Below are 12,339 nucleotides of genomic sequence, written 5' to 3' on the forward strand. Positions count from 1 at the left end.
TTTTCAGGCGGCGGGCGGGTTCCTTGCTGCGCCGGAAGGACGCGGGCACCGGGAACCCAAGCTGCCGCCGCACCGTTTCTGCCATGATCGATGCGCCCATTCCTGCGCGCAGGGAACCGGAGGATCGTCAGGCTCATGGTCGAACGCAAGAACCCGATTGACTGCCCTGCTGATGGTGCGCGTGGCCCAGTGGCTGCATCCGCTGATGACCTGCCCCGCTCCGTCCTGGTGGTGGAAGACGACACGATCCTGGCGCTTGCCACCGAAGAAGCCTTGCGCGCGGCCGGTATCGAGGAAATCAACATCTGCAACTCCACCGCACAGGCACTGCAGATGCTGCGTGCGATTTCGCCGGACGCTCTCGTGCTGGACGTGCATCTGGCCGATCGGGACGATGGCTGGGCAATTGCCGAACTCGTTACCGAAATGGGCCCCAACCCGCCGCGCATCATATTCTCGACCGGCGCGCCCCGCGACATTCCGCAGGATATCGTCGAACTGGGCACCGTGCTGGAGAAGCCGTACGAGCCTGAACAATTGCTCACCGCGCTTCGTGAGAAGCCGAAGGGATTGCTGGCACGGCTACGCGGTGCACTGCGCTGATCGCGCTCTGGTCACGACATGCGGGACACACCGTATGCGACGATAGCTGGCTGAGCGCCTCTGTGCAGGAAATCGCTCTCGGCACCGCAATGAACCTGCCTGGCCGATCCAAAAAAAGGCCTTCGCTCCTGTTATCGAGCGAAGGCCTTTCGGGATCGTGTCACCGGCCGCTTGGACGGGAGGGGGGTCTCGGCGGTGACATAGAGGAAATGCGCCATTACGCAGGGAGTTCCGCAGGGTTGGAAAATATTTCGAGCTTTGCGGAATGGCAGATTGCCGGCTGTTTTCAGATGAACGGACGCTGTTTGTGACTGCGTCCCGCATATTGTGCGAAGTTCACCGCGCGCTGCCGATCTGGCAGGCTGATCCGCCCGGGAGTCCAGAACAGCAAACCGTCCCGCGCCAGCGCCTTCAGCGTACGATGGGCATGAACGAGCGAGAGCCCGAGCATGTCGGCAATCTGTGCCTGCGTGATCGGCAGGTCGAGATGCTGGCCATCCAGCATGGAAATTCCCGAAGCCGCCGCACGGTCGTGCAGCCAGACAGCCATATAGGCGACCTTTTCCCGCGCATCGCGCTGACCCAGGGCTGCCATGTGATCTTCCAGCTCGGTTTCCTCGCATGCGGCCAGCCAGATCAGATCGTAAGCAAGGGCAGGATGTTCCGACACCAGTTCGTGGAACCTGCGCCGGCCGAAACTGCAGAGCCTTGCCGGCAGCAGTGCCTGGACCGAATGGTTCAGCTTGTCGTCGAAGGCACCCTGAAACCCGACGAAATCGCCGGGGAACATGAAATTGACGATCTGCCTGCGCCCGTCCTCCAACGTAAGGAACCGGACCAGCACGCCTTCCAGCAACGTGTGCAGATGAACGCTCCGCTTTTCCTGTTCCAGCAGAAGTCCGCCGCGTTCGAGCTGCACCTCCCCTTCCTTGAACTTCTGCACGAAACCGAGGAGGTCGGGCGTGAGCGGGCGCAGGCCCTTGCGGCCCGACAACGGACATTGCGCGCAAGCAACAGTTGCTGATTGCCGTTGCATAGCTATATCCCCCGAACAGGCCCGCGATACCGAATGCCCCGTTTCGGCGGCGGCACCGGGTTTGTCAAATGCCGCCGGAACACCCCTGGGGCCGTAAGCCGCCGGGGCGCCGACCGGAACCATCATCCACGCAGGGCGTTCACAAGCCAGCGAATTATCGGGAAGGGAATTTATGTCGCTTGGGGACCAGGTCGCCGCCAATCTGCCTTATCTGCGCCGTTATGCACGCGCGCTTACCGGCTCGCAGGCCACGGGCGATGCTTTTGTACGTGCAACGCTCGAAGCGGCTCTTGCCGATCAGGATCTGAAGGAATCGCTGCAGCAGGGCCGTGTCCCGCTCTACCGCGCGTTCAACAAGGTCTGGTCGAGTGCTTACATGGAGGTGGACGACAATGACGGGGCAGGCTCTCACGAGGCTGCAGCGTCCGATCGCCTGAAGACGATCACGCCGCTGAACCGCCAGGCGCTGCTGCTGACCACCCTGGAAGATTTCAGCATCGACCAGACGGCCGAGATCATGGACCTGTCCGAGGACGAGGTGGAATCGCTGGTCCAGGAAGCGGTTTCGGAAATCGACCGCGAATCGACCACCAGCGTGCTGATTATCGAGGATGAGCCGCTGATCTCGATGCAGCTTGAAGACCTCGTGCGATCGCTCGGTCACGACATCTGCGGCACGGCGGCCACCCGTACGCAGGCGCAGGAAGTCGTCGCCCAGCAGACGCCGGGGCTGGTCCTGGCCGATATCCAGCTGGCGGATGGCTCCAGCGGCCTCGACGCTGTGGACGACATCCTCGCCATCGACAGCATCCCAGTGATCTTCATCACCGCCTATCCGGAACGTCTGCTGACCGGCGATCGTCCGGAACCGACCTATCTGGTGACCAAGCCGTTTCAGGAAGCGACCGTTCGCACCGCGATCAGCCAGGCGCTGTTCTTCGGGTCGAGCCGTCCTCTGGCCTGATACGCGGAAGGGTCCGGCCACAATGGGGCGGGCTACTGAGTCGAAAATTGGAATAGCCGCCATGCCCTGCCGGGTTGGCGGCTATTTTGCTGGCCTGACCCGCATCGATCCTTGCTGCTGCGGCGCCAGCTGCCTCTAATCCACCGGCCCTTTCGTTTGACCGTCAGCCCTGGTTGCGGCGAGCGCGGATCGCGAATTCGCTGGGGGCTCTGACGGGCACCAGCAGCGTGCATCGCACGCCCTGCGGCGCGAATTCGAGTTCCACCGGGTTGCGGAGTTCGTGCGCGACGATCTTCTCGATCAGGTCCATGCCGAAACCGCGCTTGCGTTCCTGGCCGACCTTGGGCCCGCCGCTTTCGGTCCATTCGACCCGCGCCAGATTGTCCTGCGTGAGCGACCACTGGACGCTGACCTGCCCGTCCGCGACACTCAATGCCCCGTATTTCGCCGCATTGGTGGCAAGTTCGTGGATGGCAAGGCCCAGCGACAGGGCATCGTTCGGCGCGAGTTCGACTGTCGGCCCGTCCATCACCACGGCATTGTCGCCATCACGGGCATAGGGCGCTATCTCGGCCCCGATCACGTCGCGCACCGGCGTCGTGCCCCATTCCGATTGCGTCAGCAAATCATGCGTCGCCGACAGGGCCCTGATCCGTCCGTTCAGCCCGTCAGCGAATTCTTCCAGACTATGGGCCCTGCGCCGGGTGAGCGAGACGATGGACAGCACATTGGCCAGAGTGTTCTTGACGCGGTGATTCAATTCACGTGTCAGCGAATTGCGGATCGAATTCTGTTCGGCGAACCAGTCGAGCGATTTCTGATCCTCATACGCCTGCTGGGTCAGTAATCTCGCCACGATCATCAGCAGGCTTGCGACCAGAAGCCCGAAGATCAGCGTGATCATCGACAGCGGCGCGAGCGAAGAACCCCTTGCCGATTCCACCTGCAGCATCATCGGCCGATTGGCGATGGAAACCTCGGCCGTGACCACTTCTCCGGTCTGCATCTCCGGCTCGATCTCGGCCAGCAGATTTTCTTCGGCAACCGCGCCATCATACAGCCGGATGCCCTTTTGCCCGCGGGTTTCGAGTTCGAGTGCGGAGGTCAGGAAATCCTGTGCGGTGAAGGGACTGTAGATGAACCCCTGCATTTCGCGGCCCATGCCGGTTTCACTCACCACCGGCATGTAGATGATGAAACCGGCGGCGGTCCCCGACCCTTCCTGCTGCAGGGTCAGCCGGCCGCTGGCGGTGGGCCGGAGCGTTCGCGCCGCTTCATCCATCGCCGCGCGGCGTATGGGTTCGGAATACATGTCGAAGCCGAGCGCCCGGCGGTTGCGTTCCGTGTCGGGCTGCAAGAAGGTGACCGGCACCACCTGCGTCACGCTGTCGCGTGTTTCGGGCCGGACATTCATGTCTCCAGGCGCATCGTCGTCATGGAACGCTTCGAATTCCGGCACCTGATCCGGCCGGATCCGCTCGGCCCAGCCGATGCCTTCAGCGCCGCGATAATTGGAATCAAGCCGCAATTCGTTGACGAAGCGGCGGAACAGGGGTGCAGGGACATCTTCGACCGTCGCGAACAGAGCGGCACCTGCGCGCAGATAGGCGGAACTGGTGTTGCCTCGCCGTTCAAGAGCCGAAGCGACCCCCCGGGCCGTTTCGCGCAGGCTCGCCTGTTCGCGCTGGCGCTCGCCGCGCTCAATCGCGAAGACGCTGAGCGCCGTAATGGACGCGATGAGCAGGAAAATGGCGATTGGAACGGCGCGCGGATATTCGACAAGCCACCTGCGCCCCTGCTGCCCACGCCCGTCGGCAACGGACCTGCCCTTGCCCCTGGCCTTCGATCCGGTTTCGGCAGCAGTAACCCCGACTTCTCGCGATTTGCTGATTTTCGGCCTCACAAAGCTGGTCAAAATAATCCTGTCGGCTCAAGCTGTCGATTGCATGTGGCGTCGCAGTCGTTCATGTGGGGAACCATATAATTTGATATACGTTCCATCCCGACAGGGATTGTTTGGCATGTTTCTCCCAGCGCGACGAATCCGCTGATTGGCTTGTCGATCTGCAGGAGCCGATCTGGCAGCGTCGCATATCGGGCAGGGGTCTCGATCTTAGATAGGGCGGTTTGAAATTCTTATGAGTGTTGATAATGCCGCAGCCGGTGCATCCGGGCGGGAAGAGAAGAATACAGGCAATATCCGCCGCGAGGGTACATCCGGTTCGCAGTCCTCAGGCGAGAATACCGATGCCCGGCGCAGCAATGCCGATGGCGGGGGCGCGAATACGACGCCCGAATGGGCGAACGGGCTGCGCCAGCTTTACGACTCGGTAATCGAAGAGCCGCTTCCAGACAGTTTCAATGATCTCCTCGCGCAGCTGAATGATGACGGCAAATGAGCGATACGGAACGGACGCCTGCCGAAAAGGCGGAGTTCAAGCGTGAACTTACCGAAGTCGTGCCCCACCTGCGTGCCTTCGCGCGCGGCCTGTGCGGCCGCCCCGACATGGCGGACGATCTCGTACAGGAAACCATGCTGAAGGCATGGGCTGCACAGAAACGGTTCGAACCCGGAACGTCGATGCGTGCCTGGACTTTCGTGATCCTGCGCAATGCCTATCTGACCGACATGCGCCGCAACCGGTTCCGCGGCGAATATGACGAGAATGTGGCCGAACGCATCCTGACGGCACCGGCCGGTCAGGAGGAGCCGATCCATTTGTCCGATATGCACCGGGCCTTGCTGACGTTGCCGCCGGAACGCCGCGAAGCCTTGCTGCTGGTCGGCGCGGGCGGCTTTTCCTATGAAGAGGCGGCGACGATCTGCGGCTGCGCCGTCGGCACCATCAAGAGCCGGGTGGGCCGGGCGCGGGCCGCGCTGACCGGAATGCTGGCCGATGGCGACATTCCAAGGCGGTCCATCGATGACGAGACCGCGCATCGCGCCATTCTGGAAGAACTGGACGATGTGGCGGCGGGCAACGGCATGGCCGGGAACGCCTGACTTGCAAGGCAAACCCGCTACCCTGCCAGTTGCGTCGGCCGTGGCCGAACCGCCGGCATGGCACAGCACGGTCGCGTGCGCGCTGGCTGACAGATAAGGCAGCATGGCGGACAGGCTGACCGAGAATGAGCCTGCCGCCCCGCGCCCGGGCGAAGCGGATGCGGATGGCGGCGGGTCGGCACGGCCTGCCGCGTCGGGACCAGGTTCGGCCGTTTCTGCAAAGGACGCGCAGCAGACCGCTCCGGGGCGAATGGCCGCGCAGGAAATCCGCCTTATCTCGGCCCTGGTGCTCATCCTGGGGCTCGGCCTGTTCCTGGCGCTTCCTTTCGTCCTCTCCATCGGATCGGTGGTCTTCCTGCCGCTGGTGACGGCGATCATTCTCACCATCCTCCTATCGCCGCTTGCCGATCGTATCGCGGCCCTGGGTCTGCCGAATGTACTGGCATCCTTTCTGGCGCTGTTGCTGTTCCTGGTCATCGTCATCGTCGCGCTGGGCACCGTTCTGCAACCTGCTGCCGACCTGTTCGACAGCCTGCCGGAAATGATCGACCGTATCGTGCTGCGTTATGGCGAATTGCGGCAGGAGCTTGCCTGGCTGGCGCAGATCAACGAACAGCTGACCCGCGCATTGGGTAGCGAAAGCGGCCGCGAAGTGGTTCTGGCGACGCCGACCATGATGGAACAGGTCGCCTTCGCGACGCCAACCGTGGTGCTGGAGGTTCTGCTGACCTTCCTGATGGCGTTCTTCATGATCGAGGCGCGCGTTCGCCTGCGGCGCCACCTGCTGCTGGGCCGGTCCGATTTCGGCAGTTCGATCAAGGCCGCACGGGTCGTGCGCGAGGTGCAGGACCGGGTCGCCGCCTATATTCTGACCGTCTCGATCATCAACATCTGTGTCGGCATCGTCGTTGCCGCCGGCGCATGGGCATTGGGGGTGGAGGCACCGGTGATGTGGGGCGGCCTGGCCGCCATCCTCAATTTCCTGCCCTATATCGGCCCGCTTGCGATGGTCGCATTGCTGGGCCTTTTCGGCATTGGCACGACTGATACGATCCTGCTGGGCCTTGTGCCTGCCGGTGCCTATCTCGCCTTGCATGCGGTGGAAGCGAATGTGGTCACGCCTTCCATATTGGGCGCGCGCTTCACCATGAACCCGGTGATGATCCTCATCGCTCTCAGCTATTTTTCCTGGATCTGGGGCGTTGTCGGGGCGTTGCTGTCAGTTCCGCTCCTGCTGATGCTGACCGCGCTGATCGACCATGTGGGACGGCCGAACCTGATCGGTTTCATGTTCGGAGAATCCTTGTTCCCGGCTTCTCCCATAGAAATTGAGGATGGCTGAGGCATCTGCCGGGACGGTCTGTTCAAGAATATGAGAGATACAGAATAAAGGCCCGCCCTGCTGCCGAGCAGGGCGGGCCTTACGATTTCGTCCTGCCTGCCGGTTCAGGAAGGATACTTCCAGGTCGAGCCGCGCTGCAGATTGTCGGCGGCAAAGCCCCAGTTCAGCTTGCTGTCGACAACCTGCTCCAGATATTCCGGACGCTTGTTCTGATGGTCGAGGTAATAGGCGTGCTCCCACAAGTCGATCACCAGCAGCGGGTTGCCATCCTGGTCGGCCAGCGTATCGCCGTCATGCGTTTCCGCGATGGTCAGCTTGCCGCCCTTTTCCGCAAGCCAGACCCATCCGCTGGCGAAATGGCCGGCGCCGCGTTCCTTCAGTTTGCTTTTCAGATCGTCCAGCGAACCGAAGGCGCTGTCGATCATGCTCTTCAGCTCATCGGTGGGATGGCCGCTTTCCGCCGCGAGCGAATGCCAGTAAAAACCGTGGTTCCAGCTCTGGGCCGCATTGTTGAACAGGCCCTGATCGGTCTTGCGCGCGGAAGCGATCACCTTTTCAAGCGGTTGATCGGCAAGCTCGGTGCCCTCGATCGCCTTGTTCGTCTTGTCGATGTAGGCCTGATGATGCTTGCCATGATGGTAGGACAGCGTCTCGGCCGAGATCGCCGGGTCCAGCGCGTCCTTGTCATAGGGGAGCGGGGTTACTTCAAAAGCCATGGTTGCATGTCCTTGGTCTATGGATTGATCCGGGTTCATGGGGCCAACGCGCCAGCCTGCCTATCGTTGCAGGATGTTCAGCTTTTTCTCCGGCCGCCATTCATCCGGGCACTGCCGCCGCGTCAGGATCGGCGGAAGCGGTCCGTTCCGGCCCGTCGGTCGCGGTGGTGACGGCGACGTCCATCGTCACATTGCCCAATGTCCGCATGATATCGGGCAGCATCTCCACCGCGACCAGCAGGGCGAGCGGTTCGACCGGCACGCCCATCGCGATGGCGATGGGTCCGATGGAGATGACGAAGCTGATCGACCCCGGCAGGCTGACCGAACCGATGCTGATGACGAAGGCGACCGCCACGCCCGCCACCAGCAATGCGGGCGTCAGTTCGATCCCGGCCAGAGTGGCGACATAGATTGCCACGGCCATGTTCATCGCCGGACTGGTGGCGCGGAAGATGGCGACCGACAGCGGCAGGGCGAAATCCGCGACTGCTGGCGTGACCCGCAACCGGCGCGCACTGTCCAGCATGGCCGGCAGGCTGGCGAGCGAGCTCTGCGTCGAGATCGCCACCGCCTGCGCGGGCAGCAGCGCCCGGGCAAAGGAGAACAGGTTCCGTCCGCCGGCAATCACCGCCAGAGCATAGCCTGCCACCATCACGATGACTCCCATGGCCGAGACGGTCAGGATGTAATGCGCCAGCGCGGCGAAGGCCCCGCCCCCACTTTGCGCAGCAACGCCCAGCGCCAGCGCGAAAACACCGGCGGGCGCGACCCACAGGACCCATCCGATGATCGTCAGCATGGCATTGGCCAGTGCATGGAAGAAGCCGAGCAGTACCCCCTTGTCCTGCGCCCGCAGGCGCGAAACCGCGATGGCGAACAGGGCGAAGAAGATGGTAAGCGGCAGCATGTTGGTTTCCGCCGCTGCCGCGATCAGGTTCGGCGCGATGAGCGAGGCGATGAAATCGGCGATACCGGGAACGTCCTGCAGTTCCCCTCCGCTCATCAGCGCGCTGGCCGAGGCGGGTATCGGAAACAGCGCCAGCAGCGCAGGCATCGCCAGCGCCGTGGCGGTTCCGCTCAGCAGCAGGATGACGAAGATGAAGCCGAGCATCCGCCGCGCCGTACGCCCGGCGCTTGCCGCCTCGGCCATGCGGGCGATGCCGATCACCAGCAGGGCGGCGACGAGCGGGATGATGGTCATCTGCAAGGCCCGAAGCCACAGCACGCCGACCGGCTCCGCGACTTGCAGCAGCGTGTCCATTGCCGGTCGCCCCGCCAGCAACGCGCCGACCAGAAGGCCGGAAATCAGGCCGCCGAAGGTCCACCAGACCGGCAGCCTGATCGCCACCATGTCGCCGCCGCCACCCTGCGGCGCGCTCGTTTCATCGTCGCTCGCCCTTACCGTCATACTGTCCCCGGATTTGCCCACGATGAAAACCCGCATGAAGCACGGGCCTTCCCTTGCGGCGTGTAACGCGCCAGAAGCGCTTTGCAATTCACCGGCTGCAATCGGGCCGACAAGAAAAGGCATGGCATGACACGGCAATTCTTCGGCACCGACGGAATCAGGGGCCGCACCAACAAGGGCGTGATGACCGCCGCCACCGCGATGCGCGTGGGGCAGGCGGCCGGGCGCCATTTCCTGCGCGGCGACCACCGGCACCGTGTGGTGATCGGCAAGGACACCCGGCTGTCGGGCTACATGATGGAAAGTGCACTGGTTGCCGGGTTCACCAGCGTGGGCATGGACGTGGTGATGACCGGACCCCTGCCCACGCCCGCCATCGCCCTGCTGACGCGGGAGATGCGAGCGGATCTCGGCGTGATGATTTCCGCCAGTCACAATCCCTTCGAGGACAACGGGATCAAGCTGTTCGGCCCTGACGGGTTCAAGCTGTCGGACGATGACGAGGCGAGGATCGAAGCGCTGCTGGAAACCGAACTCGAACTGGCCGATGCCGCCGATATCGGCCGTGCCCGCCGGATCGACGATGCCAGGGGGCGCTACATTCACGCCGTGAAGCGATCGCTGCCCGACGATGTGCGACTGGACGATCTGACCATCGTGGTCGATTGCGCGCATGGCGCGGCTTACGAAGCAACGCCTTCTGCGATCTGGGAACTGGGCGCGAAAATCATCACGCTGGGGGTCGAGCCGAACGGCCGGAACATCAACGATGGTGTCGGTTCGACCTCGCTCGACGCGCTGAAGGCGCGCGTGATTGCCGAAGGCGCGGATATCGGCATCGCGCTGGACGGGGACGCCGACCGGCTGATCGTCGTCGATGAAAAGGGCACGGCGGTCGATGGCGACCAGATCATGGCGCTGATCGGCAGCCAGTGGGCGGCTCAGGGCCGGCTGCGCGGCGGCGGCGTGGTGGCCACGATCATGTCCAATCTGGGGCTGGAGCGGTTCCTGGATGCGAAAGGTCTGTCCCTGATCCGCACCAAGGTCGGCGATCGTTACGTGCTGGAGGCGATGAAGGCCGGCGGCTACAATGTCGGCGGCGAACAGTCGGGCCATATGATCCTGCTCGACCACGCCACCACCGGCGATGGAACGGTGGCCGCGTTGCAGGTTCTGGCCGCCCTTGTGAAATCGGGCCGCCCGGCCAGCGAGATGCTGCACCTGTTCGATCCAGTGCCGCAATTGCTGCAAAATGTGCGCTTTGAAAGCGGCGATCCGCTTGCGGCGCAGGCCGTCAAGGACGCGATCGCCGCCGGTGAAAGCGACCTCGGCGGCAGTGGCCGTGTCGTGATCCGCAAATCCGGCACCGAACCGCTGATCCGGGTGATGGCCGAAGGGGATGATGCGGATCTGGTGAAACGGGTCGTGCATTCCATCTGCGATGCGGTGCGGGGCGCCTGCTGATGGGGCTGGAGGCGTCCCATCCGTCGCCGCCGCCGCGCGTGCTTGTGGTGGCAGGATCGGATTCCTCCGGCGGCGCGGGCATTCAGGCCGATATCAAGACGATCACGATGCTCGGCGGATACGCCATGACCGCCGTCACCGCCATCACCGCGCAGAACAGCACCGGCGTGCAGGGCGTGGAAGCGCTCTCCGCCAGCTTCGTGGTGCAGCAGATGGACAGTTGCCTCGGCGATATCGGAGCGGACGCCGTGAAGATCGGCATGCTAGGTTCGAACCCGGTGACCTCTGCCGTGGCGGACCGGCTGGCAAGCTGGTCGGGAGCCATCGTCTTTGACCCGGTGATGGTCGCCACGAGCGGCGCAGCCCTTGCCGATGCCGAGACCGTCGCAGGCTTCGCCGGGCTGATGGATATCTGCACGCTGGTCACGCCCAACCTGCCGGAACTCGCTGCCCTGACAGGTCAGCCGGTGGATAGCGCGGCAAGCATCTATGAAGCGGCGGCAATGCTGGCGAAGCGGCACGACTGCCACGTGCTGGCCAAGGGCGGACATGACGGCGGTTCAGCGCCGGCCGACCGCGTGATCGACCGCCTGGTCGCACCTGACGGTTCGGTCCGCTCCTTCGATCACCGGCGCGTGCCCACGCGCCATACGCATGGCACCGGCTGCACGCTTTCCAGCGCGGTCGCGACCTTGCTCGGTCATGGACAGCCGCTGGACCATGCCGTGCGGCTGGCGCGGCAGTTCACGCTTGCGGCCCTGGAGAATGCCCCCGGTTTCGGCACGGGGAACGGGCCGATGGGGCATCAGGCGGTGCGCACCGGCCCGTCAGCGGGTCAGGGCTTCAACTCGTAGAACCCGGCGATGTGATCCCAAGCCTCTTCGGCCGTTTCGCACCAGTGGAACAGGCCCAGATCCTCGTGGTTGATCGTGCCTTCATCGGCCAGCGCTTCGAAATCGATGACCCTGTTCCAGAATTCCTTGCCGAACAGCAGGATCGGCATCGGCTTCATCTTGCCCGTCTGGATCAGGGTCAGAAGCTCGAAGAATTCGTCGAATGTGCCGAATCCGCCGGGGAACACCGCCACCGCCTTGGCGCGCAGCAGGAAGTGCATCTTCCGGAGCGCGAAATAATGGAACTGGAACGACAGATAGGGCGTGACATAGGCGTTCGGCGCCTGTTCGTGCGGCAGGACGATGTTGAGGCCGATGCTCTCCGCCCCCGCCTCGCTCGCCCCGCGATTGGCAGCTTCCATGATCGACGGACCGCCACCCGAGGTGATGACGAATTGCCGCTTGCCGTCCTCGACGATGCTCTTTTCGCTGACCAGCCTCGCCAGTTTGCGCGCTTCTGCATAATATTTGCTCTTGGCGACCAGCCGTTCGACGATCTTCTTCTTGTCCTCGGGCGCATTGGCCAGCGCGGTTTCCGCCATTTCAGGGGAAGGTATCCGGGCGGAACCGTACATCACCAGCGTCGAACCCACGCCCGCCTCGTCCAGCAGCATTTCCGGCTTCAGCAATTCGAGCTGAAAGCGCACCGGGCGCAGTTCCTCGCGCAGCAGGAAGTCCCGGTCCTGAAATGCCAGCTTGTAGGCGGGATGCTGCGTCTGCGGCGTATGCAGCGGATTGGCCTTGGAAAAGGCGGCTTCCTTTTCGGCGGGATAGAAGCGACGGTCGGTCAGATCGTGATCGGGGTTCTTTTCAGTCATAGAAGGCGAGCGATAGGCATGGGGGTCGGTTGCGGCAAGTGGATTGGCATTTGCAGACGATCGGGGCATCAGGGGCGGCAAGGACATT

12 protein-coding genes are annotated in these 12,339 nt (G+C 63.4%); 7 read left to right on the forward strand and 5 right to left on the reverse strand.

All coding sequences use genetic code 11. The features are described 5' to 3' along the window. Positions 1-189: 189 nt before the first annotated feature. Positions 190-603, forward strand: a complete 414-nt coding sequence (locus HG250_RS09460; protein WP_338103898.1) for a response regulator — start codon at positions 190-192, stop codon at positions 601-603. 286 nt (positions 604-889) lie between these two features. On the opposite strand, the gene HG250_RS09465 is transcribed toward HG250_RS09460, so the two are convergent. After that, complete coding sequence (locus tag HG250_RS09465; RefSeq protein ID WP_170005007.1) at positions 890-1,597, reverse strand: Crp/Fnr family transcriptional regulator; 708 nt, start codon at positions 1,595-1,597, stop codon at positions 890-892. Between the two features lie 214 nt (positions 1,598-1,811). Here HG250_RS09465 and HG250_RS09470 point away from each other — a divergent pair, with 214 nt between their 5' ends. After that, positions 1,812-2,603, forward strand: coding sequence for a response regulator (locus tag HG250_RS09470; protein ID WP_170005009.1), 792 nt, complete (start codon positions 1,812-1,814; stop codon positions 2,601-2,603). 163 nt (positions 2,604-2,766) lie between these two features. On the opposite strand, the gene HG250_RS09475 is transcribed toward HG250_RS09470, so the two are convergent. Next, a complete protein-coding gene (locus HG250_RS09475; protein WP_338103899.1) occupies positions 2,767-4,506 on the reverse strand; it encodes a CHASE domain-containing protein in 1,740 nt (579 codons plus the stop codon). 235 nt (positions 4,507-4,741) lie between these two features. On the opposite strand from HG250_RS09475, the gene HG250_RS09480 reads away from it, so the two are divergent. The 3 genes from HG250_RS09480 to HG250_RS09490 all read left to right on the forward strand — a co-directional run bounded on the left by HG250_RS09480 (position 4,742) and on the right by HG250_RS09490 (position 6,949). After that, complete coding sequence (locus HG250_RS09480) at positions 4,742-5,002, forward strand: NepR family anti-sigma factor (RefSeq protein WP_170005011.1); 261 nt, start codon at positions 4,742-4,744, stop codon at positions 5,000-5,002. After that, on the forward strand, positions 4,999-5,607 hold the full coding sequence (locus HG250_RS09485) for a sigma-70 family RNA polymerase sigma factor (protein WP_170005013.1): 609 nt from the start codon (positions 4,999-5,001) through the stop codon (positions 5,605-5,607). The genes HG250_RS09480 and HG250_RS09485 overlap by 4 nt, the downstream gene beginning before the upstream one ends. A gap of 103 nt (positions 5,608-5,710) precedes the next feature. Further along, positions 5,711-6,949: an AI-2E family transporter gene (locus HG250_RS09490; protein ID WP_240957040.1), complete on the forward strand. Its 1,239-nt coding sequence runs from the start codon at positions 5,711-5,713 to the stop codon at positions 6,947-6,949. Between the two features lie 104 nt (positions 6,950-7,053). Here the strand turns inward: HG250_RS09490 and HG250_RS09495 are convergent, their stop codons facing one another. Then, entirely contained in the window at positions 7,054-7,665 is a 612-nt protein-coding gene (locus HG250_RS09495) for a superoxide dismutase (protein ID WP_170005015.1), read from the reverse strand. A gap of 100 nt (positions 7,666-7,765) precedes the next feature. Continuing rightward, a complete protein-coding gene (locus tag HG250_RS09500) occupies positions 7,766-9,112 on the reverse strand; it encodes a dicarboxylate/amino acid:cation symporter (protein WP_338103900.1) in 1,347 nt (448 codons plus the stop codon). Between the two features lie 90 nt (positions 9,113-9,202). On the opposite strand from HG250_RS09500, the gene glmM reads away from it, so the two are divergent. Then, a complete protein-coding gene (gene glmM, locus HG250_RS09505; RefSeq protein WP_170005017.1) occupies positions 9,203-10,540 on the forward strand; it encodes a phosphoglucosamine mutase in 1,338 nt (445 codons plus the stop codon). Further along, the gene (gene thiD / locus HG250_RS09510; RefSeq protein WP_170005019.1) at positions 10,540-11,394 is read left to right on the forward strand and encodes a bifunctional hydroxymethylpyrimidine kinase/phosphomethylpyrimidine kinase; all 855 of its coding nucleotides are present in this window, start codon (positions 10,540-10,542) and stop codon (positions 11,392-11,394) included. Before glmM ends, thiD begins: the two co-directional genes overlap by 1 nt. Here the strand turns inward: thiD and HG250_RS09515 are convergent. Then, positions 11,376-12,251: an LOG family protein gene (locus tag HG250_RS09515; RefSeq protein ID WP_170005021.1), complete on the reverse strand. Its 876-nt coding sequence runs from the start codon at positions 12,249-12,251 to the stop codon at positions 11,376-11,378. The genes thiD and HG250_RS09515 overlap by 19 nt on opposite strands. Between the last annotated feature and the right edge of the window lie 88 nt (positions 12,252-12,339).

The sequence above is a fragment of the Pseudopontixanthobacter vadosimaris genome, assembly GCF_012979275.1.
In the GTDB taxonomy this organism is placed as follows: Bacteria; Pseudomonadota; Alphaproteobacteria; order Sphingomonadales; family Sphingomonadaceae; genus Pseudopontixanthobacter; species Pseudopontixanthobacter vadosimaris.

Bases quoted from the DNA above. Each gene is read 5' to 3' on its own strand.
- HG250_RS09470 (WP_170005009.1), top strand. From the start codon at position 1,812: ATGTCGCTTGGGGACCAGGTCGCCGCCAATCTGCCTTATCTGCGCCGT.
- HG250_RS09480 (WP_170005011.1), top strand. From the start codon at position 4,742: ATGAGTGTTGATAATGCCGCAGCCGGTGCATCCGGGCGGGAAGAGAAG.
- HG250_RS09485 (WP_170005013.1), top strand. From the start codon at position 4,999: ATGAGCGATACGGAACGGACGCCTGCCGAAAAGGCGGAGTTCAAGCGT.
- HG250_RS09490 (WP_240957040.1), top strand. From the start codon at position 5,711: ATGGCGGACAGGCTGACCGAGAATGAGCCTGCCGCCCCGCGCCCGGGC.
- HG250_RS09495 (WP_170005015.1), bottom strand. From the start codon at position 7,665: ATGGCTTTTGAAGTAACCCCGCTCCCCTATGACAAGGACGCGCTGGAC.
- HG250_RS09500 (WP_338103900.1), bottom strand. From the start codon at position 9,112: ATGCGGGTTTTCATCGTGGGCAAATCCGGGGACAGTATGACGGTAAGG.
- glmM (WP_170005017.1), top strand. From the start codon at position 9,203: ATGACACGGCAATTCTTCGGCACCGACGGAATCAGGGGCCGCACCAAC.
- thiD (WP_170005019.1), top strand. From the start codon at position 10,540: ATGGGGCTGGAGGCGTCCCATCCGTCGCCGCCGCCGCGCGTGCTTGTG.
- HG250_RS09515 (WP_170005021.1), bottom strand. From the start codon at position 12,251: ATGACTGAAAAGAACCCCGATCACGATCTGACCGACCGTCGCTTCTAT.